Source organism: Bacillus sp. FSL R5-0512, assembly GCF_038593295.1.
GTDB classification, from domain to species: Bacteria; Bacillota; Bacilli; order Bacillales; family Bacillaceae; genus Bacillus; species Bacillus safensis.
In genome coordinates this window covers 3486580-3509718 of sequence record NZ_CP151982.1, presented here as the reverse complement: position 1 = coordinate 3509718, position 23139 = coordinate 3486580, and the positions used below count along the sequence as shown (strand labels likewise).

Below are 23139 nucleotides of genomic sequence, written 5' to 3'. Positions count from 1 at the left end.
AAAGTCATATGCGGAAGGATCTCACTTCTGGGAATTTCTTCCGCATTTTGTTTACGAAATAGGGTTTGTTCCATACAAGCACATTAATGTAAACGAATTCATTCAAGGAGGAAAAACATGAAATACGTGATTGGTATCATCGGTTTGCTAGTGATTCTCGCCATTGCATGGCTGGCTAGTAATGGGAAAAAACGAGTGAAATTCCGTCCAGTAATTGTCATGATTGTACTGCAATTTATTTTAGGTTATATTCTGCTCAATACAGGTGTTGGAAACTTCCTAGTCGGAGGTTTTGCAAAAGGATTCCAAATGCTTCTAGGCTATGCCGGTGAAGGAATCAACTTCGTATTTGGCGGGTTAATGAATGATAATGCGTCCACTTTCTTCATCAATGTTTTACTGCCGATCGTCTTTATCTCGGCGTTAATCGGTATCCTGCAGCATTGGCGTATTCTTCCGCTTATCGTACGCGGAATCGGATATTTGCTTAGTAAAGTAAACGGTATGGGGAAACTAGAATCTTACAACGCAGTAGCGTCTGCGATTTTAGGTCAATCAGAAGTCTTTATTTCTATTAAGAAACAGCTTGGATTATTACCTCAGCAGCGTCTTTATACATTATGTGCATCTGCAATGTCGACGGTATCGATGTCGATTGTTGGTGCATACATGCAAATGATTAAACCAGAGTACGTGGTTACAGCACTTGTGCTGAACCTATTTGGTGGATTTATTATCGCATCGATCATCAATCCATATGAAGTGTCTAAGGACGAAGACATGCTTGAAGTCGTCGAGGAAGAAAGACAATCCTTCTTCGAAATGCTTGGCGAATACATTATGGATGGTTTCAAAGTAGCGATTGTTGTTGCTGCAATGTTGATTGGATTCGTTGCATTAATTGCGATGATTAACGGTATCTTTACAGCAGTCATTGGTGTTTCTTTCCAAGATGTACTTGGATATGTCTTTGCTCCATTTGCGTTCCTTGTTGGTGTACCTTGGAGCGAAGCGGTACAAGCAGGAAGCATTATGGCTACCAAAATGGTATCTAACGAATTTGTGGCAATGCAAATTCTATCCGGTGATGCTTTCCATTTCACTGCTCGTACAGAAGCGATCATTTCTGTATTCCTTGTATCATTTGCGAACTTCTCTTCTATCGGTATCATTGCTGGAGCAGTCAAAGGCTTAAACGAAAAGCAAGGGAACGTCGTCGCACGATTTGGATTAAAGCTGTTATTCGGTGCAACTCTTGTCAGCTTCTTAACAGCAGGTGTAGTCGGTTTAATTTTCTAATTTAAAAAAAGGAATGGTGAAAACAATGAGAATGGTAGATATCATTGCGAAAAAACGTGACGGAAAAGAATTATCTTCAGAGGAAATTTCTTTCTTTGTCAAAGGTTATACGGATGGAACAATTCCTGACTACCAAGCAAGTGCCTTGGCTATGGCAATTTTCTTCCAAGATATGACGGATCAAGAACGTGCAGACTTAACACTCGCTATGGCGAACTCAGGAGATACAATTGACCTGTCTGCCATTGACGGTATTAAAGTAGACAAGCACTCAACAGGCGGAGTAGGCGATACAACAACGCTTGTACTCGCCCCTCTTGTTGCAGCACTAGATGTACCTGTTGCGAAAATGTCTGGGCGCGGCCTTGGGCATACAGGCGGTACAGTGGACAAGCTTGAAGCGGTGAAAGGCTTCCACGTAGAAATTACAAAAGACGAATTCATCGAGCTCGTGAACCGTCATAAAGTAGCGGTCATTGGGCAATCAGGCAACCTGACACCAGCTGATAAAAAGCTGTATGCTCTTCGTGATGTGACAGGAACTGTTAACTCAATTCCGCTTATTGCAAGCTCCATTATGAGTAAGAAAATCGCTGCTGGTGCAGATGCGATTGTACTTGATGTGAAAACAGGCGCAGGTGCTTTCATGAAAACACCAGAAGACTCAGAAAAGCTTGCAAAAGCCATGGTTCGCATCGGTAACAACGTAGGCAGACAAACAATGGCGGTCATCTCTGATATGTCTCAGCCGCTAGGATTAGCGATTGGGAATTCCCTTGAAGTGAAAGAAGCGATTGACACACTCCGAGGCGAAGGTCCTGAAGACTTAAACGAGCTTGTGCTCACATTAGGAAGTCAAATGGTCGTTCTTGCGAAAAAAGCAGAAACGCTTGATGAAGCAAGAGAAAAGCTAATTGAAGTCATGAAAAACGGTAAAGCACTTGAGAAATTCAAGGAATTCTTAGAAAACCAAGGTGGAGACGGCTCGATTGTAGATCAACCAGAAAAACTGCCGCAAGCACCTTACAAAATTGAAGTACCTGCCAAAGAATCAGGTGTCGTAGCTGAAATCGTCGCGGATGAAATTGGTGTTGCAGCGATGATCCTTGGAGCAGGACGCGCAACAAAAGAGGACGATATCGACCTATCTGTCGGCATCATGCTGAACAAAAAAGTGGGAGATCGTGTTGAAAAAGGAGATTCACTTGTGACTCTGCATGCGAATCGTGAAGATGTTGCAAATGTCATGGAGAAAATTTATGACAACATCCGCATTGCTGATCATGCCGATGCACCAACATTGATCCACACGGTCATTACTGAATAAAGAAAAAGGACAAAAGCGATTCGTCGCTTTTGTCTTTTTTTATGGTCATTTTAGGCTCGTCTTTTTCTATTGAAATAAAAAAATTCACTTTATGAAACAAACCTCTTGCAATCATCAAACAATGGGTGTATATTAATTGACGAGTCAATGATTGATATATCAAGTAATTGATTTCTGAATAGAAAAGAGGGGATGGCATTGACTGCATTTTGCTCTGAAGAGGCAGAGGTATTATATCGTTTGCAGTGCGTGAACCGTATGATGGGCGTGAAGTTCGAAGCATGTACGGGCATCAGCCAATCAAGACTTGAGTTGCTATCGCTGTTATTCCAAGCCGATGAAATCAGCCAATCAGATTTGCAGAAAAAAGTAAATATTGATAGTGCAGCTGTGACGCGTCATTTAAAACAGCTGGAAACAAAAGGAATGGTCACACGCAGAAGAAAACCAGAAGATAATCGAGTCACACTTGTCCGCTTAACAGAGGAAGGCAGAACGAGAATCGAAGCTTCTAAAATAGAAAAAGAACGATTTATCTCAGAAATGCTTGAAAACGTAAGTGAAGAAGAACGAAGGCTTCTCACTGATGTGCTCATCCGTATACAACAAAACATCGAAAAGATTCAAACAACCTAAAGGAGTGTTACACATGGCTACAACATTAAAAACAAACGATTTTATGGAAATTATGAAAGGGCGCCGCTCTATTCGTAACTATGATCCATCTGTGAAAATCAGCAAAGAAGAAATGACAGAGATTTTAGAAGAAGCAACAACTGCACCATCATCAGTAAATGCACAACCTTGGCGCTTCATGGTGATTGACAGCCCAGAAGGAAAAGAAAAGCTTGCACCACTTGCAAAATTCAACCAAACTCAAGTGTCAACATCAGCAGCTGTCATTGCAGTTTTTGCAGATATGAAAAACAATGAATACTTAGAAGAAATTTATTCAAAAGCAGTAGAAAATGGCTACATGCCGCAAGAAGTGAAAGAAAGACAAATTGCTGCATTAACTGCACATTTTGAAGCTCTTCCAGAACAAGTGAATCGTGAAACAATCTTAATTGACGGTGGACTTGTGTCTATGCAGCTTATGCTTGCTGCACGTGCACACGGTTATGATACAAATCCAATTGGCGGATATGATAAAGAAGTCATCGCTGAAACATTTGGATGGGATAAAGAACGTTATGTACCAGTCATGCTTCTGTCCATTGGGAAAGCAGCTGACGAAGGCTATGCATCTTACCGCTTACCGATCGACCGTATCACAGAGTGGAAATAATTTTTAAAAAAAGGGAGACGATCACATGATCATTATTCATGCAGGGATGACCATTCATCCAGAAAAAGAAAACGTATTTTTAGAAGAAATCAACGAATTAATGAAAGCTTCACAGGCTGAAGAAGGCAATGTTTCCTACAAGCTGTTCAAGGATACAGAAAAGGAAAATACATTTTTAATGGTAGAAGTGTGGAAAGATGACGCTGCGGTTCAGAGCCATAATGCAAGTGCTCATTTCCAGGCTTTCGTAGCGAAGGCAAAAGAATTCCTAGCCGCTCCACTTGACGTGGTTGCTTTTCAAGGCCAGCAGCTTTCATAGAAAAACAACAAACACCCTAGGCGGTTATCGCCTAGGGTTCTTTTATTTTCGACATATGGTTTCACCCATTTCATTCACGTATTGTGCATTTTCCACAAAATTTCTGAAAATAAAATGTTTTTCGACTTAACTATATTGGAATATGCTAGAATTAGATATTATTTATTACCAAAATAGGGAGGAACCAATATGAAAAAAGGGAAATGGACGAAAATTGCACTAACCGCTGTCCTAAGTTTAGGCACATTGACAGCTTTCAGCACCCCTCTATCTGCCCACACCACAGAAAAATCAACATCCTCAGATGGCGGTCATTATTCAGGTATTCCATTTGACTCAAGTGTCGTGAATGAAGACCGTCTTATCAAAGCCTTGAAAAAACAAGGAAAGATCAAAAAGAATGCCAATGAGGCAGATACCCAAAAAGCATTAAAGAACTATCTAAAGAAAAAAGAAGAATCGGCAATGAAACAAAGTGCCAGCACCTTAACAGAAGAGCCTGAATTCCTGAAAGAATACAAACAAGAGGTACATAACAAACTTGCCAAAAAGAAAAAATTAAAGAAGCATAAAGGAAAAGAAGGCAATCAAGTAAAACCGGTCAAAAAGGAAAAGTATAAAGGTGACGTCCGCAATGATAAAGTATTGGTTTTATTAGTAGATTTTAAAGATTATAAGCATAATAGTATCAAAAAAGAAGAGACTGATATGTACTATGACAAGTACGATCAACAGCACTATCAAGATATGCTTTTCGGAAAAAATGGCTACATCGGTCCAGATGGGAAACGGAAAGTATCCATGAAGCAATATTATGAAAAGCAGTCTGGCGGCAGTTACACAGTTAGTGGAACAGTTGCAGGATGGTATACAGCGAAGCATGAAGCAGCTTATTACGGCGGGAACGTACCTGACGATTCAGGCAGTGACGGCAGGCCGCGCGAATTGGTGAAAGAAGCACTCGAAGCTGCAGCAAAAGATCCGAATATTGATCTCAGCGAGTATGATCAATGGGATCGCTATGATATTGATGGCGACGGGGTTTATAACGAGCCAGACGGCATCATTGACCATCTGATGGTCGTTCACGCCGGCGTAGGTGAAGAAGCAGGCGGCGGACAACTTGGCGCTGATGCGATTTGGTCACACCGCTGGTCACTTGGTGATGTATTTGAAATTCCGGATACTGAATCTGAAGTTGGTCAAGGCGGGAAATTAGGCGCGTTGGATTACACCATCGAGCCTGAAGATGGCGCAGCAGGTGTGTTCACACATGAATTCGGACATGATCTTGGTCTTCCTGACGAGTACGATACACAGTACACAGGCAGAGGAGAGCCCGTTTCTTACTGGTCGATCATGTCAAGCGGAAGCTGGGCAGGTAAAGTTCCTGGTACGGAACCAACAGGCTTTAGCCCATATGCGAAAGAAATGCTTCAAAATCTGCATGGGGGCAACTGGCTTTCTGGACAAACCATCGATGGTAAAACATTAAAGAAAAGCAAAACAGTATTAATTGATGAAGCAGCAACAAAAGGAACGAACCATGATGCCGTTCGAGTCGATTTACCAGATAAAGAGATTGTCGTCACGACACCTGCTCAAGGGAAATATTCGTACTTCAGCGGAACGGGTGACAATTTGAATGCAACCATGACGACAACAGGTATTGATTTGTCAAAAGGAAGCAAAGCAGAGCTGACATTTAAAGCATGGTACGATATTGAAGAAGATTATGATTATGCGTATGTCGAAGTGCGTGAAACAGGGACTGATCAATGGAAGACCATCGCGGGTAACATCACGAATGATCGAAATGAAGCAGGTGCAAACGAAGGCAATGGCATCGACGGAAAATCAGACGGCTGGGTAGATGCAGCCTTTGACCTGTCTGCTTATGCAGGGAAGAAAATCGACCTGCAATTCCGTTACACAACTGATGCAGGCTATGCACTTCCAGGCTTATTCGTAGATGATCTGAACATCACCGCAGATGGAGCGAAAGTATGGTCAGATGATGCCGAGGGCACGTCTACTTTTACCTTTAATGGATTCTCAAAATCTAATGGAAAACAATATGCAGCACAATACTATTTACTAGAGTGGCGCTCTTATGCTGATGTCGATAAAGGCTTAAAGCATATTAAACGCGGGGCAAGTCTGATGAGCTATAATAACGGGTTGGTCGTTTGGTATGTCGATCAATCATACAGTGATAACTGGGTAGGAAAACATCCGGGGAACGGATTCCTTGGCGTAGTAGATGCAGATCAGCAAGTATTAAAATGGAGTGACGGTTCCATTGCCGCCACAGGGTTCCAAGTACATGATGCAGCATTCTCTTTGAATCCAAGTACGAAGCTGAATATAGATTATACAGCAACAACGGGCTTAACTTTGCAAGATCGCTACATTCGACCGGCTCGTACATTTAGTGATAAAAAGAACTATGTGAATCCAAACAACCCAGATGCAGGACGCGATGTACCGACATATGGGTTATCCTTTAAAGTCGTTGGACAAAGTAAGGATCGTTCTGTTGGAAAGGTATTAATTTCGAAAAGTAACTAAATAGAAAGCCGGATTCTACCATTGAATCCGGCTTTTTGATATGTGAGAAAAGGATTGTGAGGGCACGATTGTTTTTTAAATCGAATGTCTGTTCTTTTTTATTTTGATATCCGAATGAAACCATTATATAATAGACACTGGAAGGTTTTTCTTTCAACCATGATTCTTTTTAGCTGTTAAAACAAAGGAAAGGATGAGCGTTACCAATGAGTTGTGTCACTGCCAAGCAATTAAAGGTGATTCGAGGGACGATGCAGACTTTTTGCAGCCATTTGGAGTATGATGGCCACGGTAAGCTTCATATCAATACCATCATGGCTTTTATTAAAAAGGAATTCGGCGTGAGAAAAATGAAAGACATTCCACAAAGTCGCTTTACAGAAGCGCTAGAATTAATACAAGACTTTGATTTATACACGGACAAAATAGAGATTCGTGACCGTCTATCAGAAAGGAATTAACTAAATTGAATATTTTAGCAATGATTTTAGTAGGAATTGTCGCATTAGAACACATTGTCATCATGTTATTAGAAATGTTTTTTATGGAATCAAAGATGGCGAAGCGATCTTTTAAGCTGCCAGAACACTTGCAAAAAGATCCAAATGTCAAAGTAATGTTTGCCAATCAGGGGCTTTATAACGGGTTTTTAGCTGCAGGACTCATTTGGGGGCTCATTCTTGGATCGAATACCGTTGGATATATGATTCAGCTGTTTTTCATTCTTTGTGTGATCATCGCAGCAGTATTTGGTGGTGTAACATCCAATAAATCAATTATCATCAAACAAGGAGTACCAGCACTGCTTGCACTCATTGCACTGATGCTGGCGATCTAATCTTAAATAAAGCCGCCCCTGGTGAGGGCGGCTTTTATCTTTTTCGAAGACCCATCAAACGAATAATGGATGTCAGACAAAGGGCAACGGCAACGGCCAAAATGATTTTTCCGTACATGACCCCCGTTAGGTTCATCAAAAAGACGGCCAATATAATACAGAGCGTGATGATGATCATCACAATCGAATAGGTTTTCATCTCTTTTCCACTCCTTTAAAAATCCCCTCATGTGACGAGAGATCTGTCAATCTTTCCTCATATTATATCACTCAATGACAATTTTACATGAAATTCCCTACCAATAGAATGTGACATATTGATTAGATTTCGAGTCATACCATATTTTTTAGAAAATCGGGTATAACATAATGAGCTGGCCTGAAGTCATATTGCTTGATATTTAATTGTGCAAAATATAAAATAACCACAGGATAAATCGAAAGGATGATCAAGATGAGTAAGAAAGTGTTATTAGTATCGACAAGCAGCCCAGAAATGAATGGACATCCAACAGGCTTATGGCTAGAAGAGTTGGCAGAGCCATTTCATATTTTTAAAGAAAATGAACTAGAAGTACAAATTGTCTCTATTCAAGGTGGCACTGTACCAATTGACAAAAATTCAATTCCTGAAGGTGTCCCAGCGCAATATCAAGATGTATATGAATTACTTCAAGACACAAAGGCGCTTACAGATGTGAATCCCGCTGATTATGACGGAATTTTCTTTGCTGGAGGGCACGGCCCTATGATCGACTTTGCATCTAATCAACTGGTAGCGGATGCGATCTTAGCAGTTTCAGATAAAAATGGTGCGATCGGAGCCGTTTGTCATGGCGTTTCAGCATTCGTTGATGTGAAGGACCAAAATGGCAAATCATTTATCGAAGGCAAAAAAATCACAGGCTTTACAAACGAAGAAGAGGAAGCCGTGCAGCTGACATCAAAGGTTCCATTTTTATTGGAAACAAAACTTCGTGAGCAGGGGGCAGCGTTTGAAAAAGGAGACGCCTTTGCGCCATTTGCTGTCGTTGACGGACAAATCATCACTGGACAAAACCCGGGATCAAGTGCAGAAACAGCACGCTTGTTTGTCAAAACCATTGCATAAAACGATCAAAAACCAGTCGTGACTCATGCGGCTGGTTTTTTTGTTATAAAAATGTCCCAAAAAAGACCAAAACAATAATTAGAATAATGGTAAAATAATCACAGGGTAAAAAACCCAAATGAGGAAAAAGGGGATGTTCCTGTGAGAGCATTTTATGTCAAAATCACCGCAGCTTTACTATCTGTTTTACTCGTCGCAACAGGTTTGTTGTCACCAGCATTAAAAGCAGAAGAAGCACCGAAATCAGAAGGGAAAATATCACCACTGACGGAAAAAGCGATTCAGCAAGTGCAAGAATCGTTTGAAAAGCAGGATGAAGGAACCGCTATTCAACAGAAGCAAGTGAAAAAATCATTTAAAGTGAATAAGAAGAAAGGAATCAGTATCAAACGAAAAGCTGCTAAAGAAGGCAAAATGCGCACGTCTGCCGTTCGCTCCATTGATGGACTAGCTATTAATCAATCGGCTGTCTTAACAGAGGACGACCCAGTTGATTTATGGTTTTTAAGCACATCTTCACCTCAGGCACTCATCAGCCGGATTACCTCTTCAAACCCTGATTATTTTGTTCAATTATTTGTTGTTGATTATGAAACAGGACAAGCCTACCCGACAGATTTGATTCAACCGGCAGGCAGCCTGCTTGGATTGACCAACTTACCAGCAGGTGATTATGCATTCGGTATTACAAGCGGCGGAGAATTTGGAGATTCCTACACGATACAAGTAAATGCAAAAAACCCGCCCAATTTCACGGGGGCTGTATCTCTTTCGTCCACCTTGCAATATTTTGTAGCTGAGTATGCAAACGGTGATGTATTTGCAAATGGTATAAAAGTATACAATAAGCAAACAAAGACAGCAAATTATGAATGGGAGCGTGTTTTTTATTTCTCTTATGATGGAAAATACGAACAAAGAACTCATTCAATCTCAAGTGTGAAAGTAAAAAACATTTCGGCTCCTGTGTCATACTCAGCTCCTTATGCGAGCTCCTCAGAAGCCATCCTCGTTTACTTAGATGTTGAGACATTGTTTATGTACCATCAATCATCATATGCAAGCGGGCAATATTACCATGATACCTTTGTTGATACACTCGGGAAGACAACACCAAGACGCTTAGATATTGATGATATGACAAATTACGGTGATCATATTTTAGCTGTAGATTTAAAAACAGGAAAGCCGATTGATTTCTTCAGTGTGCTGAATTTCTACTATGCTGCAGGGATCGAGAAGCTGCCAACAATCAGAACGTTGAATTAAGAAAGGCGGTTGACATCAAATCGCCACATGTGTAGAGTAAAGATAATTAAATGACAAAAGTCCACTAGGGGAGTCATGTATGACTGAGACAAGAGAAAATCTTGGACCCTTTGAACCTGATCTAGTTCGTACTAGCGGAGGGAAGTGGAGCTGGACCTTGTCTTATTCATGATTGAATTGATAAGAAGGCCGCTCCATTTGGGGTGGCTTTTTCATTTATTCAACTGAAGAAGAGGAGGCTTTTTTTATGACATTTTCTACGCAATTAAGGAAAGAAGCAGAACCGTTATTTGAAGCCATTTATCAGCATCCGTTCGTCAGAGGCCTGGCAGCAGGAAAGCTGGAAAAGGAACAAATCATTCATTACGTCAAACAAGATGCAGAATACTTACAAGCATTCATTAAAATTTATGCAGCAGCGCTCAGCAGATGTACAGACAGAGAGGATATTGCGTTTTTTCATCAGCAGATTGCGTTTGTACTAGATAGTGAGACGCACCCTCATCAAAACCTTTGCCGAGTGGCAGGAGTAGCATATGATGAGCTCCAAGGTGCTTCTTTGGCTCCGAGTGCTCATCACTATATTCATCACATGCTGCAAGTTGCGCAAGAAGGCACGCTTGGTGAAGTCATCGCTGTCCTGCTTCCATGTCCTTGGACATATTGGGAAATAGGGAAACGAATGCTTACAGATGTGCAGCCGGACCCGTCACATCCGTTTTACGAGTGGATCACGTTTTATGGAGGATTAACCGATTCTGTCACAGGTGAGCTTTGCAAGCGGCTCGATCAATTGGCGGAAGCAGCAAGTGAGAAGGAAAAGGAAAAAATGAAACAGCATTTTATCTTAAGCTGCCAGCTCGAGTACAAGTTTTGGGAAATGGCCTTCACTGTTGAAGAGTGGCCAGTTCAACTGGAGGTGCATTCATCATGACATGGAAGATGAAAGAAGTCGTCCTTGCGGTGATTTTATCCGTTGCATGCGGTGTGATCTATTTAGGATGGTCCACGCTATACTTACCGATTACAGCACTTGTTGGCCCAGCAGGAGGCAACATCATGTTTGGAATATGGGTCATTGCCAGTCCAATCGTTGCATATATCATTCAAAAGCCGGGAGCTGCTCTGATTGCGGAAACAGCCGCCGCTGCTGTGGAATTATTGACAGGAAGCCACTTTGGACTTTCAGCTCTGCTGATTGGTGTATGCCAAGGGCTTGGGGCAGAAATCGCCTTTGCTCTTTTTGGTTATAAACGGTATCGCATGTGGACACTGATGCTCTCTGGTGCCTTTGCCGCTATCGGAGCGATGTCTTACAGTCTCGTGGCAAATGGCTTTGGATATTATACGCCTCAAGTTTTACTTATGACGCTTGTGACTCAAATCATTAGTGGAATGATACTTGGCGGCTGCCTTGCGAAAGTGGTGGTGGACGCACTATCCAAAACAGGTGTACTGAATCAATATGCCATCATGAAAGAAAAACGAAACAAAGGTGAACAGCATGAATTCATTTCTCGCGTGCAATGAACTCTCTGTCCGTTTTTATGAACAGCCTAAGCCCGTTTTGCATCAAATCTCCCTTACGATTCAAAAAGGGGAAAAGGTGCTTATTTTAGGACCGAGCGGAAGCGGGAAATCCACGCTCATTTCGGTTCTGGCTGGAATCATTCCAGAGCATGTGGAAGCAGACATGCAGGGTGAAGTGGTGCTGCAAAGACATACAGGCGTCATGTTTCAAGATCCAGACTCTCAGTTTTGTATGCACCGCGTCAATGAAGAAATTGCTTTTAGCTTAGAGAACCGTTCCGTCCCTCGTGAAGAGATGGATGACATCATTCAGCAGCTCATGCAAAAAGTCCAACTGAATGTCGATCCGCATACAGAGATTCACACTTTATCTGGCGGCATGAAGCAGCGATTGGCACTTGCTTGTCTACTCGCATTACAGCCGAATGTTCTATTCTTTGATGAACCGACCGCACAGCTTGACCCGGCAGGTAGAATGGACATATTTCAACTGCTGCAGCAGCTTGCAGCCGATCAGCATCAGACCATGATTGTTGTAGAGCATGTGCTTGATGGTGTCATCGAATGGATGGACCGGGTGATTTTATTAGATGATCAAGGCAGCATTTTAGCAGATGGAGCTCCAAATGATGTGCTCGCGGCATATGAGGAAGAAATGAAAGAGGCAGGAATTTGGCGGCCCAAATTATTTCCCGAGAAATGGTCCACGATCATTCAAGATCCATTTCATCCACTGGGTCAAACCTTTATGCAAACCTTTAAAGCACGAAAAGAGCAGCGAGAAAAAGTGCCATCAATCGAACGAAAGACAATGATTCGTACAGAAAATCTTCAATTAAGCTACGGGAAAAAAAGGATTATGAGTGATCTCCAGCTTGATATCAAATCAGGAGATTGGGTGGCGATCATTGGGGAAAATGGAAGTGGAAAAAGCACACTTCTCAAACATTTGGTTCGTTTAGAGCCAACGAAAAAAGGCCACATTTTCTTAAAAGATACACTCCTAAAAAAGTGGTCAGACCGAGAACTATATGAAAAAGCAGGCTTTGTGTTTCAAAACCCTGAGCTTCAATTCATACAAGACACAGTATTCGATGAAATTGCCTTTGGCGGCAGACAGCGAAACTGGCCAGAATCAGTCGTCCAAGAAAAAACGGTTCAGCTGCTGGAAGAGTTCGGTTTAGAGAAGCATGCAAAAGCACATCCCTTCACCTTAAGTTTAGGGCAAAAAAGAAGATTGAGTGTTGCCACGATGCTCCTCTTTGATCAAGATGTATTGCTGTTAGATGAACCGACTTTCGGGCAGGATGAAAAAACGGCGAAGGAATTAATGAGGCGTTTAAAAGAGCGTCAGCGCCAAGGCACTACCATTGTGATGGTCACACATGATATGGAGCTTGTCGATGAGTGTGCCGATCAAGTGCTTCTGTTTCATCAAGGGAAGCATGTGTATGATGGCACCCCTTATGATTTATTTTCAAATCAGGAACTTGTTGATACTTATCGGCTAAGAGCTCCTTTGCATTATCGCTATGTGGCAGAAAGAAAGGACGTGCTGACGATTGCAAAGTAATCACTCCTTTCTTTCTACTGTGAATCCAGTCATGAAATTACTCGCTCATCTGCTTGCGATGTGCTGTCTTATGGCGATTTCTGACCCTAAAACAACCTTTATCATTTGGCTGTTTGCTCTTGGCATTGGAGTTGTTTTAGGTGGATGGAATATGAAGTATCTCGTTACAAGGCTTGTCCCTTATCTGTTCTTTTTTATTCTCGTGTTCTGGATGATGGCGGCCTTCGGCAAGGGAGATCATACCGTTTGGAAGTGGGCGTGGTTTCATATCACAGAGGAGAGTTTAAGAAATGGGCTCACCATCGCTTTTAGAATGCTTGGATTTGTGACATTTGGTCTCCTTTTTACGTCCACAACAGATTTGACGGCATTTATGATGAGTCTGATTCACCAATGCCGAATGTCCCCAAAATGGGCGTATGGCATGCTTGCCGGCTTCCGGTTTATTCCGTTATTTCAAAGTGAATTAAAACAAATGAAAGCTGCACATAAAATCAGAGGCTACAAGCAAAAAAACAGCTGGAAAGCCTTTATGCGTTATGCTTTGCCCCTTTTTACACAAGGTGTACGAAAATCAGAGCGCTTAGCGATTGCGATGGAAGCCAGGGGCTTCACAGGGACGAAAGAGCGAACGTATTATCATAACATCAGCACCTCATGGATTGACTATATGTATCTTTTTCTCATCGGTATCAGTGTCTTCATGTGCATTTACTTTGTTTAAGAAACACCCACATTCTCTTGATAGAATGTGGGCTTTTTATATGTCTTAGGTCATTTGATTGATATTAGTGCACATTACAGGCTGTAATAGATCATATAACGAACCGATAAAGAAGGTGTACTGAGAAATAGAGAGGATGAACGTAAGCGAATGTCACAGAGAATTGATAACATAATAGACGCTTTACCAATCATTGGACTTGCTATGAGAGAGCAGCTAACCTTTTCTGTTTTAGGGAAAGAGAAGGTTCTTTATTATCAGCAGCATGGGAATATTGATTTAGGATTTAAAGCTGGTGATGCACTAGATGCTGGATTCCAAAACTTTGCGATGCTGAAAAATGGGAGAGAACCATCGTTTATCCAAATTCCAAAAGAAGTATACGGGATTCCAATGGATATCGTATCCGTTCCAATTACTGATGAATCAGGTCAAGTGGCTGCTGCCTTCTGTGTGGCCTATGACCAAACGAATCAACAACGATTAGATCACATCATGACGGAGAGCAACGAAGCTTCCGAAAAACTAGTCGCAATGGTACAGCAGGTTGCCGCACATTCAGAGGAACTACAAGCGACAAGTGAACAAATTCTACAAAATACGAAAACCACTGTCGAAAATTCCTCTAAAATCAATCAAGTGTCCAATCTCATCAAAGGTATCTCTGATCAAACGAACTTACTTGGACTCAACGCATCAATAGAAGCTGCAAGAGTAGGGGAAGCAGGAGCAGGTTTTGGAGTGGTCGCAACAGAAGTGAGAAAGCTGTCAACTCACGCGAAACAGGCGACGACTGATATTGAAACAGCCCTAAAAGATGTGCAGGGATCGATCAAAGGAATGGAAGAAGAAATTGCGCAAATTGTCGCTTCCTCTGAGCATCAGGCAGAGCTAGTAGGCACTTTCACAAAAATTATTGAAGGTCTTCACGAAACAAACGAAACGATGAAAGCATTAGCAAACGACTTAGTAAACTATCAAGTGAAATAAAAGAACGACAAAACCTCCAGCTGAATCGGAGGTTTTTTTATCATTTCAAGGTGAGAAACTTGTTAGGATTATGACCGTTTTATCACTGACAGGCAGGATACACTTCTGTATGATAGAAAAAGAGAGACTAGTTTTGTCATTAGACCTATTCATAAGGAGGAAGATCATCGTGACACAATCAGCGAAGCTGAAAGAAATACTTGCACCCTACCGTCCGTTGTTAGATGAAACGGAAAAACCAATGATTCAATTACAGATGAAACAAGGAAAAACAGGACCATACGACAGCAAAATAGCTGGTGATCCTTACTTCCCCAAAAACGACGAATATCCAGTTGACGGCGAAGGACATCCTATGAAACTTTTGGCACAAATTAATTTCGGCCAGCTGCCCAAGCTGAAGGATTATCCAGAAACAGGACTTATACAAGTTTTTATTTCTGTGCATGATGATCTTTATGGAATGAATATTGACCATAAAACAGAGCAAAAAGATTTTCGCATCAAATTTATTGAGGAACCTTTCTTGGCAGAAGAAGAGTTAATGACTGATTTTTCTTTTGTGAAAATTCCAGATGATTTTTATTTTCCTGTGACGAAGGAAGGCGCGATTACAGGTGAATTATCAAGCGAAACGATCAGTGTAGGAGATTTCCGCTTTGAAAAAGTCACAGGAAAGAACAGCTGGGACCTATTCGAAGATGCAGATGGTGTTAATGGCGATGAAGCAGATGCCCTGCTGGATGAATTCTATGAAACAGCGAGTGGCTTTGGTCACAAATTGGGCGGGTATCCAGGGTTTACACAAGAAGACCCGCGTACCTATGTAGATCAAGAACATACCGTTCTGTTATTGCAAATTGACTCAGATGATGAAGTAGATCTGATGTGGGGAGATTGCGGAATCGCCAACTTTTTTATCAAACCAGAAGATCTTAAACGAAAAAATTTCGAGAATGTCGTCTATAATTGGGACTGCTCTTGATTTTGTAAAATACACACTTTAAACACTCTTTTTAGAGTGTTTAAAGTGTGTATTTTTAGACTTTTTTGCCCCTATTTCGTCATTTTTGAGAGGTAATATGTCATTCTTTCTAGTTGACCGTATCAAAAAAAAATGTAAAATCATCTTAAAGTCCTCTTTTTTGAAAATAATAATAACATGACATATGAATCAACGATAAAATGCTCGAAAAAGCGGAATGTACTGGGGGGTATCAATTGATCATTTCTAAAGTAATCAATAATAATGTTGTCAGTGCATATGATGACGAGCAGCATGAGCTGGTCATTATGGGCAGAGGGATCGCGTTTCAAAAGAAAAGCGGAGACCCGATTGACGAAGAACGAATCGAAAAAGTATTTTCTATTCAAAATAAAGATATATCAGAAAAATTCAAAACCCTGCTTTATGATATTCCAATCGAGTATATGCAAGTGTGTGAGGCGATTATTGAGCATGCGAGAACAACCCTTAACAAAAATTTAAATGACAGCATCTATGTGACGCTGACGGATCATATCACCTTTGCCATTGAACGTCATCAAAAAGGAATGGACATCAAAAATGCCTTGCTCTGGGAAATCAAACGGCTGTATAAAGATGAGTTCAGATGCGGTTTAGAAGCTATTCGGATCATTGAGGACAAGCTGAGCATCCATCTTCCTGAGGATGAAGCCGGCTTTATTGCCATGCATATTGTCAATGCAGAGCTCAATGAAGAAATGCCAAACGTTATTCAAATCACCAAACTCATTCAAGACATTTTAAACATCGTTAAGTATCACTTTCAAATTGATTTGGACGAGGAATCATTAAATTATTTCCGTTTTGTTACGCATTTGAAGTTTTTTGGTCAGCGTCTGTTTAACGAAACACAGATGGAAAATCAAAACGAGTTTCTGTATGAAGTGGTAAAAGAGAAAAACACCGCAGCTTTTCAGTGCGCAGAAAAAATTAACGATTATGTTCAAAAAGAATACAACCGAAGTCTCATAGAAGATGAAATGCTATATTTAACTTTGCATATAGACAGAGTAATAAAAAGAAAATAAATTCAAAAAGAAAGCGTTGACATCACAAAATTAACATGATAATTTATAACTATAAACTAAATAACCACAATCTTTTAGGATTGTTACTGGTCAAGCAGGCAAAACCTAAATCATTGTCCCTATCTATGATAAGGCGTGATTTAGGTTTTTTTATATCTAAAGACTTATAAAAATTAAATAACGATCAATCGCTATGAAGGATTGTTACTGGTTAAGCAGGCAAAACCTAAATATCGATTAATGTCTGAATCGCTATTTCTCGGACATTAATGGATGTTTAGGTTTTTTCTATATCAAGATGAAATCAACGATTGGAGGGTAATACAATGAACCACAAACAAACAGCAAAAGAAGTGCTAGAACTTGTCGGCGGTGAAAAGAATGTTAAGCACGTCACGCATTGTATGACAAGACTTCGCTTCAACTTATACGATGAAAGCAAGGCAGATAAAGAGAAGCTGCAATCAACAGATGGCGTCATGGGCGTGAATCAAAGCGGAGGTCAATATCATGTCATTATCGGCAATGATGTCTCAAATGTCTATCAAGCGATGATTGCTGACTCAGGTCTATCATCTGATGTAAAGTCAAGCGGTACAGAAGAAGCGTCAAAGCAAAATGTGATATCAAAGCTTTTCGATTTTATCTCTGGTGTCTTCACACCGATTCTTCCAGCCATCGCTGGGGCCGGTATGATCAAAGGGATTTTGGCACTGATGCTCACATTCCAGTGGATATCAGATAAAAGCAGTACGTATGCGATTTTAACAGCCATTGGAGATGGAGCCTTTTACTTCTTACCGATTCTGCTTGCTGTAAGCGTAGCCAAAAAAATTGGCACAAATCAGTATATCGCGGCTGCCATTGCAGCAGCAGCACTGCACCCGCAGTTAACCGCTTTACTGGGCGCGGGAAATACAGAATTTCTAGGCTTGCCAGTGGTTGCCGTTGTGTACTCTTCATCGGTGATTCCAATTCTGCTCACCATCTGGCTTGGTTCATATGTTGAAAGATTCGCAGAAAAATATAGTCCGAAATCATTAAAAATCATCCTTGTTCCAACAGTCACACTTCTAGTCGTTGTACCAGTTATGCTCATCGCGGTTGGACCGCTTGGCGGGATTATCGGAAGTGGCCTTTCAGGTGGAATTGATTTATTGTTCAAACATGCAGGTCTTTTGGCCGGACTCTTGATCGGCGGCTTCATGTCACCATTGATCATTACGGGCATGCACTATGCACTGCTTCCAATCATGATCAACAACATTACGTTAAACGGTTTTGACTTCATTCTTCCAATGATGTTTGTAGCAAATATGGCACAAGCAGGCGCAGCATTCGGTGTCTTCTTAAGATCAAAAAACAAAACATTTAAATCATTGGCGATGTCTACAAGTATCACAGCATTAATGGGTATTACTGAACCTGCTATGTATGGTGTGAACATGCGATTGAAAAAACCGTTCCTTGCAGCCCTTATTGGTGCAGCAGCAGGCGGCGTGTTCATGTCAATCTTTAAAGTAAAATCATATGTGATATCTGGATCAGCAGGCCTTCCAGGTCTCCCAACATTCATTGGACCAACATTTGTCTACTCAATCATCGGCTTAGTAATCGCCTTTGTCGTAGCAACGATCATGACACTTGTTCTCGGATTCAAAGATGTACCAGTGAAAGATGATACAAAAGCAGACAAACCAGAAGAAAAGAAAGACACAGCAGCACTTCAAAATGAAGTGGTACAAAGCCCGCTTGAAGGTCAACTAAAGCTGCTCAATCAAGTAAATGATGCAACATTCTCTAATGAAATCATGGGTAAAGGTGCAGCCATTGTACCAACAGCTGGGCGTGTTGTAGCACCTTTCAACGGCAAGGTTGAAACCATTTTCCACACAAAACATGCCATTGGCTTGAAGAGTGAACAGGGTACAGAACTTCTCATTCATGTGGGGATTGACACGGTAAAACTTGACGGAAAGTATTTTACAAGTCATGTGCAGTCAGGTGATCTGATTCAAGCAGGAGATGTACTCATTGATTTTGATATCGAGGGCATTCAGCAAGAAGGCTATGATGTCACCACACCTGTAATTGTCACCAACACAAACGATTTTGCACAAGTTGATGCGAAAACAGATGGAACGATCACAGTGAAAGAGACACTGCTTACAGTCAGTGTAGAAGAAAAAGAGGAGGGTATTCAACATGAACAAGTTAGAAAAAACATTTCCTAAAGGTTTCTTATGGGGCGGCGCTGTTGCAGCCAACCAAGTTGAAGGCGCATATAATCAAGATGGAAAAGGCTTATCGACAGCTGATGTATCACCAAATGGTATTATGCACCCATTCGATGAATCAATGAAAGACCTTAACTTATATCATGATGCAATCGATTTCTACCATCGCTATAAAGAAGATATTGCACTCTTTGCAGAAATGGGATTCAAGTGCTTCAGATTATCCATTTCTTGGCCGCGTATTTTCCCAAATGGCGACGATGCGGAACCGAATGAAGCAGGCCTCGCTTTTTATGAAAAAGTATTTGATGAACTGCATAAGCATGGAATTGAGCCAGTTGTCACCATCTCTCACTATGAAATGCCGCTCGCACTTGTGAAAAACTACGGCGGATGGAGAAACCGTAAGCTTGTGGATCTTTATGAAACATACGCGAAAACATTGTTCACCCGCTTTAAAGACAAAGTAAAATATTGGATGACCTTCAATGAAATCAACGTTGTATTACATGCGCCTTTCACTGGCGGCGGACTTGTATTTGAAGAGGGTGATGACGAGAAAAGCATTCAATATCAAGCAGCGCATCACCAATTTGTTGCAAGTGCTTTGGCTGTCAAAGCAGGACACGAAATCATTCCTGATGCGAAAATCGGCTGTATGATTGCAGCGATGACAACTTATCCGTACAGCTCAAGACCAGAAGATATGTTTGCTGCAATTGAGCAAGACCGTAAAACATTATTCTTCTCAGATGTACAGGCAAGAGGTTATTACCCAGGTTACATGAAACGTTATTTCCTTGAAAATGACATCAACATCGAGTTCCAAGAAGGGGACGAAGATATTTTAAGAAACCATACAGTGGACTATATTGGCTTCAGCTATTATATGAGCTTTGTGACAAGTACAGATCCAGAGATTCTTGGACAAGTGACTGGCGGTAACTTATTTGAAGGTGTGAAAAACCCTTATCTAGAAGCAAGTGATTGGGGCTGGCAAATTGATCCGAAAGGACTTCGTACAACACTGAATCAGCTGTATGACCGCTACCAAAAGCCATTGTTTATCGTAGAAAATGGATTGGGTGCTGTCGATCAAGTAGAAGAAGACGGATCCATTCAAGACGATTACCGAATTGATTACCTCAGAAGCCATTTGCTAGAGGCGAGAGAAGCGATTGCAGACGGAGTTGACCTGATCGGTTATACAAGCTGGGGCCCAATTGACCTTGTCAGCGCATCAACGGCTGAAATGAAAAAACGCTACGGCTTCATTTATGTTGACCGTGATAATGAAGGAAACGGTACATTAGATAGAAAGAAAAAGAAAAGCTTTGACTGGTATAAACGAGTGATTGCGACGAATGGTGAACATTTGGATGCATAAAAGAAAAAGACAAACCGCCATACTGCGGTTTGTCTTTTTTTCGTCTCTGAGGGACTACGAAGTCCACACTTGATCTGCAATCTCAATCACATGACGCAGCTTTTCCCATTGCTGCTCTTCTGTTAACAGGTTGCCTTCCTCTGTTGAGGCGAATCCGCATTGTGGACTCAAACAAATTTGGTTAATGTCTACATATTGAGCCGCTTCCTCAATGCGTTTTTTAATCTGTTCAACTGGCTCAAGCTCTCCGTATTTTGAAGTGACAAGGCCTAGTACGATTTGAAGGTTTGGGTTCTTCACATATCGAAGGGGCTCAAATCCGCCAGAACGATCGTCGTCAAACTCTAAAAAGAGACCATCAAGATCTAAGCCGGCAAAAATTGTTTCTGCCGCTGCTTCGTAACCACCTTCAGCTGCCCATGTCGATTTAAAGTTACCTCGGCAAATATGCATGGTGATCACCAAATCCTCTGGGCGTTCGGCAACAGCTTCATTGATTGTCTTCGCAAACGATTCACGAAGTTCATCTTCTTCACGGCCAAAGGCTTTGATTTGTTCATGGCCTTTTTCAGAAAAGAACACTGCCCATGCCGTATCATCCAGCTGCAAGTAGCGGCAGCCTGCATCATAAAAAGCACGAATGGCTTTCTTATACGCTTGTGCCACATCATGGTGGAATTCCTCTAAGCTGTCATACACTCCTTCTTCAAGCTTTCCACGGAAAAAGAGCATATTCGGACTTGGAATCGTCATTTTAGCCGTATGATCACCAGCGATGCTGTGAAGGAAACGATAATCCTCCAGCATTGGATGATCTGTAAAATCGATCTTGCCTGTTACCTTGATACCTCTAGCTTTTGTCGTTGTGTTATGGAATTGAATGCCTTGATCTGCTTCAAATCCTTCAACTCCATCGAGTCCTTCAAGAAAGTCAAAATGCCACCATGCACGTCTGAATTCACCATCTGTGACAACCTCTAACCCAATTTCTTTTTGCTTCTCTACAATACGTGTAATTTCTTCGTTTTCAATTTGTCGGAGCTGCTCTGCTGTCAGCGTACCGTCTGCTTTTTGCTTGCGTGCTTCCTTGATGCGCTCTGAACGAAGTAAACTTCCTACTTGATCTGCGCGGAATGGCGGTTTCGTTGTTTTCTTTCCAATGGTTTGTACTTGTGTCATGCTGAATCCCTTCTTTCCTCAGGTTAAAAAATCAAATAAAAAAGCTCTTCCTTAGATAAGGAAGAGCATCATATACTGTGAGAACTCTGCCTTATCTTCAAACAAGCATTTGCTTGCTTAAGGAATTAGCACCATTCTGTTCCTAGGAACAGCGGTTGCCGGGTTTCACAGGGCCAGTCCCTCCACCACTCTTAATAAGGTTACCTTTTGATTCAATTTTCTTAATAAACACAATTATTCAACCTTTTCGAGGAAAAGTCAATGGTTTTATCGTTTAATTTTCAAAATGAACAAATCAAGGGAAACAAACCCGATGTGGAAAAATGAAGAATAATATGGAAAAAATACTTCTTTTGGTTCTTTTGTCATGGTATACTCATCTGGTAATAGACAAAAATGGGGGTTTTTACTATGACAATGAAAAAAGGCCTAACGATCAGCCTGCTCATTTTCTCACTGATTGTTTCCTTGTTTGCGCCAGTTGGATCTGCGGATGCCAAACAAGCAAAAAAAGCAAAAGTAAGCACACACTATTATAAAAAGAAAAAAACGTTCAAATATGCACAGGTGAAAAACCTCAGCAAGGCGCATATGAAAACCATCAATCGTGATTTAAAAGAAGATATTGCCTTCTCTTATTCTACGTACTTGTTTTTAAAGGACGAAGCGAAAAAGGAAGGCTACGGGAAGGTCACGTATGAGAGAACGTATAAAACGAAATTTAACAATGGTAAGAAACTGAGTATCTTAAACTATGATTACATGTATAACGGTGGAGCGCACGGAGACACAATGGTTTCCAGCATGAACTATGTGTTAACAAAGAAAAAAACAAAGCAGCTGTTCTTGACAGACGTTGTGAAAACAAAGAAAAAGCGTACGAAAGTAAGAGATTATATTTATAACTACACAAAGAAACATAAAAGCAAATTCTACGCGAACTTGAAAAAAAGCGACATTGAAATCAACTACAACACGCAGTATTACTTCACGAAAAAGGGAATTGCTGTTGTCTTTCAGCCATATGAAATTTCACCTTATTATGTTGGAATTCCTATGATTCAAGTTCCTGCTAAGGTATATAAATAAAAAGAAAAACGACCACTGAATCTGGTCGTTTTTTGCTGTTTATGCAAACAAAAAAGAGCCCCTCATGAGGCTCTTTTATTTGGATTTATACTTGTTTAGGTGCATCGTTTAGTGGGTGACGGCGTTTTCCGTTGTAGTGGCGGCGCATACGAAAGATTTCAAACTCCGAAAGCTCTGCGCTTTTTCTTTTTTGGGTGCGGTTATCTTTTTTGAAAGAGAATAGTAAGTAGCAGCAAAGTGAAGCGATAATCAATAAAATCATCATATGACATTCCTCCAATTCATCCTATTCTTTAAGTGTAGACAGGGTGAGTGATGTTTATAACTGAAAATAAGCAGCAGACTCGGTTTAG

22 protein-coding genes, 1 pseudogene and 2 riboswitches are annotated in these 23139 nt (G+C 41.1%); of the genes and pseudogenes, 20 read left to right on the top strand and 3 right to left on the bottom strand.

Going from position 1 to position 23139, the window contains the following annotated elements; genetic code table 11:
- The first annotated feature begins 117 nt into the window (after nt 1-117).
- From NSQ25_RS18090 to NSQ25_RS18055, 8 genes and pseudogenes are all read left to right on the top strand, one after another.
- Nucleotides 118-1299, top strand: coding sequence for a NupC/NupG family nucleoside CNT transporter (locus NSQ25_RS18090; RefSeq protein ID WP_326135939.1), 1182 nt, complete (start codon nt 118-120; stop codon nt 1297-1299).
- Nucleotides 1300-1324: 25 nt separating this feature from the next.
- Nucleotides 1325-2626, top strand: a complete 1302-nt coding sequence (locus NSQ25_RS18085; protein ID WP_211043723.1) for a pyrimidine-nucleoside phosphorylase — start codon at nt 1325-1327, stop codon at nt 2624-2626.
- A 151-nt stretch (nt 2627-2777) separates the two neighbouring features.
- Nucleotides 2778-3262 (top strand): annotated as a pseudogene (locus NSQ25_RS18080) (MarR family transcriptional regulator).
- Nucleotides 3263-3275: 13 nt separating this feature from the next.
- Complete coding sequence (locus NSQ25_RS18075; RefSeq protein ID WP_041118286.1) at nt 3276-3914, top strand: nitroreductase family protein; 639 nt, start codon at nt 3276-3278, stop codon at nt 3912-3914.
- Nucleotides 3915-3939: 25 nt separating this feature from the next.
- Nucleotides 3940-4233: a putative quinol monooxygenase gene (locus NSQ25_RS18070; protein ID WP_024423933.1), complete on the top strand. Its 294-nt coding sequence runs from the start codon at nt 3940-3942 to the stop codon at nt 4231-4233.
- Nucleotides 4234-4422: 189 nt separating this feature from the next.
- Entirely contained in the window at nt 4423-6804 is a 2382-nt protein-coding gene (locus NSQ25_RS18065; RefSeq protein ID WP_326135938.1) for an immune inhibitor A domain-containing protein, read from the top strand.
- Between the two features lie 206 nt (nt 6805-7010).
- A complete protein-coding gene (locus tag NSQ25_RS18060) occupies nt 7011-7265 on the top strand; it encodes an ORF6C domain-containing protein (protein WP_012011773.1) in 255 nt (84 codons plus the stop codon).
- Between the two features lie 5 nt (nt 7266-7270).
- Entirely contained in the window at nt 7271-7642 is a 372-nt protein-coding gene (locus NSQ25_RS18055) for a DUF1304 domain-containing protein (RefSeq protein WP_034281380.1), read from the top strand.
- 34 nt (nt 7643-7676) lie between these two features.
- On the opposite strand, the gene NSQ25_RS18050 is transcribed toward NSQ25_RS18055, so the two are convergent.
- Complete coding sequence (locus NSQ25_RS18050; protein ID WP_003214630.1) at nt 7677-7841, bottom strand: hypothetical protein; 165 nt, start codon at nt 7839-7841, stop codon at nt 7677-7679.
- A gap of 255 nt (nt 7842-8096) precedes the next feature.
- On the opposite strand from NSQ25_RS18050, the gene NSQ25_RS18045 reads away from it, so the two are divergent.
- From NSQ25_RS18045 to NSQ25_RS17995, 11 genes are all read left to right on the top strand, one after another.
- Nucleotides 8097-8753 carry a type 1 glutamine amidotransferase domain-containing protein gene (locus NSQ25_RS18045; protein WP_024427546.1) on the top strand — a complete coding sequence of 219 codons (657 nt, stop codon included), beginning with the start codon at nt 8097-8099 and terminating at the stop codon, nt 8751-8753.
- Between the two features lie 141 nt (nt 8754-8894).
- The gene (locus NSQ25_RS18040; protein WP_326135937.1) at nt 8895-10022 is read left to right on the top strand and encodes a hypothetical protein; all 1128 of its coding nucleotides are present in this window, start codon (nt 8895-8897) and stop codon (nt 10020-10022) included.
- Between the two features lie 56 nt (nt 10023-10078).
- Nucleotides 10079-10182, top strand: a riboswitch (TPP riboswitch).
- Between the two features lie 87 nt (nt 10183-10269).
- Complete coding sequence (tenA, locus tag NSQ25_RS18035) at nt 10270-10956, top strand: thiaminase II (RefSeq protein WP_326135936.1); 687 nt, start codon at nt 10270-10272, stop codon at nt 10954-10956.
- On the top strand, nt 10953-11552 hold the full coding sequence (locus NSQ25_RS18030; protein ID WP_061110279.1) for an ECF transporter S component: 600 nt from the start codon (nt 10953-10955) through the stop codon (nt 11550-11552). The genes tenA and NSQ25_RS18030 overlap by 4 nt, the downstream gene beginning before the upstream one ends.
- A complete protein-coding gene (locus tag NSQ25_RS18025) occupies nt 11527-13125 on the top strand; it encodes an energy-coupling factor transporter ATPase (protein ID WP_326135935.1) in 1599 nt (532 codons plus the stop codon). The genes NSQ25_RS18030 and NSQ25_RS18025 overlap by 26 nt, the downstream gene beginning before the upstream one ends.
- Nucleotides 13115-13849: an energy-coupling factor transporter transmembrane component T gene (locus NSQ25_RS18020; protein ID WP_326135934.1), complete on the top strand. Its 735-nt coding sequence runs from the start codon at nt 13115-13117 to the stop codon at nt 13847-13849. Before NSQ25_RS18025 ends, NSQ25_RS18020 begins: the two co-directional genes overlap by 11 nt.
- 150 nt (nt 13850-13999) lie before the next feature.
- On the top strand, nt 14000-14839 hold the full coding sequence (locus NSQ25_RS18015; RefSeq protein WP_041118274.1) for a methyl-accepting chemotaxis protein: 840 nt from the start codon (nt 14000-14002) through the stop codon (nt 14837-14839).
- 169 nt (nt 14840-15008) lie between these two features.
- On the top strand, nt 15009-15824 hold the full coding sequence (locus NSQ25_RS18010) for a YwqG family protein (protein ID WP_326135933.1): 816 nt from the start codon (nt 15009-15011) through the stop codon (nt 15822-15824).
- Between the two features lie 236 nt (nt 15825-16060).
- Nucleotides 16061-16894, top strand: a complete 834-nt coding sequence (locus tag NSQ25_RS18005; protein ID WP_034281373.1) for a PRD domain-containing protein — start codon at nt 16061-16063, stop codon at nt 16892-16894.
- Nucleotides 16895-17220: 326 nt separating this feature from the next.
- On the top strand, nt 17221-19128 hold the full coding sequence (locus NSQ25_RS18000; protein WP_326135932.1) for a beta-glucoside-specific PTS transporter subunit IIABC: 1908 nt from the start codon (nt 17221-17223) through the stop codon (nt 19126-19128).
- A complete protein-coding gene (locus NSQ25_RS17995) occupies nt 19100-20518 on the top strand; it encodes a glycoside hydrolase family 1 protein (RefSeq protein WP_326135931.1) in 1419 nt (472 codons plus the stop codon). The genes NSQ25_RS18000 and NSQ25_RS17995 overlap by 29 nt, the downstream gene beginning before the upstream one ends.
- 54 nt (nt 20519-20572) lie before the next feature.
- Here NSQ25_RS17995 and NSQ25_RS17990 read toward each other — a convergent pair whose 3' ends face one another.
- Complete coding sequence (locus tag NSQ25_RS17990; RefSeq protein ID WP_285604314.1) at nt 20573-21697, bottom strand: 5-methyltetrahydropteroyltriglutamate--homocysteine S-methyltransferase; 1125 nt, start codon at nt 21695-21697, stop codon at nt 20573-20575.
- Nucleotides 21698-21785: 88 nt separating this feature from the next.
- Nucleotides 21786-21898, bottom strand: a riboswitch (SAM riboswitch).
- Nucleotides 21899-22108: 210 nt separating this feature from the next.
- Here NSQ25_RS17990 and NSQ25_RS17985 point away from each other — a divergent pair.
- Nucleotides 22109-22786 (top strand): DUF3298 and DUF4163 domain-containing protein, encoded by a 678-nt coding sequence (locus NSQ25_RS17985; protein ID WP_041118266.1) that lies wholly within the window; start codon nt 22109-22111, stop codon nt 22784-22786.
- 85 nt (nt 22787-22871) lie between these two features.
- On the opposite strand, the gene NSQ25_RS17980 is transcribed toward NSQ25_RS17985, so the two are convergent.
- Entirely contained in the window at nt 22872-23051 is a 180-nt protein-coding gene (locus NSQ25_RS17980; protein ID WP_008345664.1) for a hypothetical protein, read from the bottom strand.
- Nucleotides 23052-23139: the final 88 nt, after the last annotated feature.

Excerpts from the sequence above, each read along its gene's own strand:
- NSQ25_RS18045 (WP_024427546.1), top strand. The coding sequence starts at position 8,097 with ATGAGTAAGAAAGTGTTATTAGTATCGACAAGCAGCCCAGAAATGAAT.
- NSQ25_RS18030 (WP_061110279.1), top strand. The coding sequence starts at position 10,953 with ATGACATGGAAGATGAAAGAAGTCGTCCTTGCGGTGATTTTATCCGTT.
- NSQ25_RS18085 (WP_211043723.1), top strand. The coding sequence starts at position 1,325 with ATGAGAATGGTAGATATCATTGCGAAAAAACGTGACGGAAAAGAATTA.
- NSQ25_RS18015 (WP_041118274.1), top strand. The coding sequence starts at position 14,000 with ATGTCACAGAGAATTGATAACATAATAGACGCTTTACCAATCATTGGA.
- NSQ25_RS18060 (WP_012011773.1), top strand. The coding sequence starts at position 7,011 with ATGAGTTGTGTCACTGCCAAGCAATTAAAGGTGATTCGAGGGACGATG.
- NSQ25_RS18090 (WP_326135939.1), top strand. The coding sequence starts at position 118 with ATGAAATACGTGATTGGTATCATCGGTTTGCTAGTGATTCTCGCCATT.
- NSQ25_RS17985 (WP_041118266.1), top strand. The coding sequence starts at position 22,109 with ATGACAATGAAAAAAGGCCTAACGATCAGCCTGCTCATTTTCTCACTG.
- NSQ25_RS17995 (WP_326135931.1), top strand. The coding sequence starts at position 19,100 with ATGAACAAGTTAGAAAAAACATTTCCTAAAGGTTTCTTATGGGGCGGC.
- NSQ25_RS17990 (WP_285604314.1), bottom strand. The coding sequence starts at position 21,697 with ATGACACAAGTACAAACCATTGGAAAGAAAACAACGAAACCGCCATTC.
- NSQ25_RS18070 (WP_024423933.1), top strand. The coding sequence starts at position 3,940 with ATGATCATTATTCATGCAGGGATGACCATTCATCCAGAAAAAGAAAAC.
- NSQ25_RS18065 (WP_326135938.1), top strand. The coding sequence starts at position 4,423 with ATGAAAAAAGGGAAATGGACGAAAATTGCACTAACCGCTGTCCTAAGT.
- NSQ25_RS18025 (WP_326135935.1), top strand. The coding sequence starts at position 11,527 with ATGAATTCATTTCTCGCGTGCAATGAACTCTCTGTCCGTTTTTATGAA.
- NSQ25_RS18075 (WP_041118286.1), top strand. The coding sequence starts at position 3,276 with ATGGCTACAACATTAAAAACAAACGATTTTATGGAAATTATGAAAGGG.
- NSQ25_RS18000 (WP_326135932.1), top strand. The coding sequence starts at position 17,221 with ATGAACCACAAACAAACAGCAAAAGAAGTGCTAGAACTTGTCGGCGGT.
- NSQ25_RS17980 (WP_008345664.1), bottom strand. The coding sequence starts at position 23,051 with ATGATGATTTTATTGATTATCGCTTCACTTTGCTGCTACTTACTATTC.
- tenA (WP_326135936.1), top strand. The coding sequence starts at position 10,270 with ATGACATTTTCTACGCAATTAAGGAAAGAAGCAGAACCGTTATTTGAA.
- NSQ25_RS18050 (WP_003214630.1), bottom strand. The coding sequence starts at position 7,841 with ATGAAAACCTATTCGATTGTGATGATCATCATCACGCTCTGTATTATA.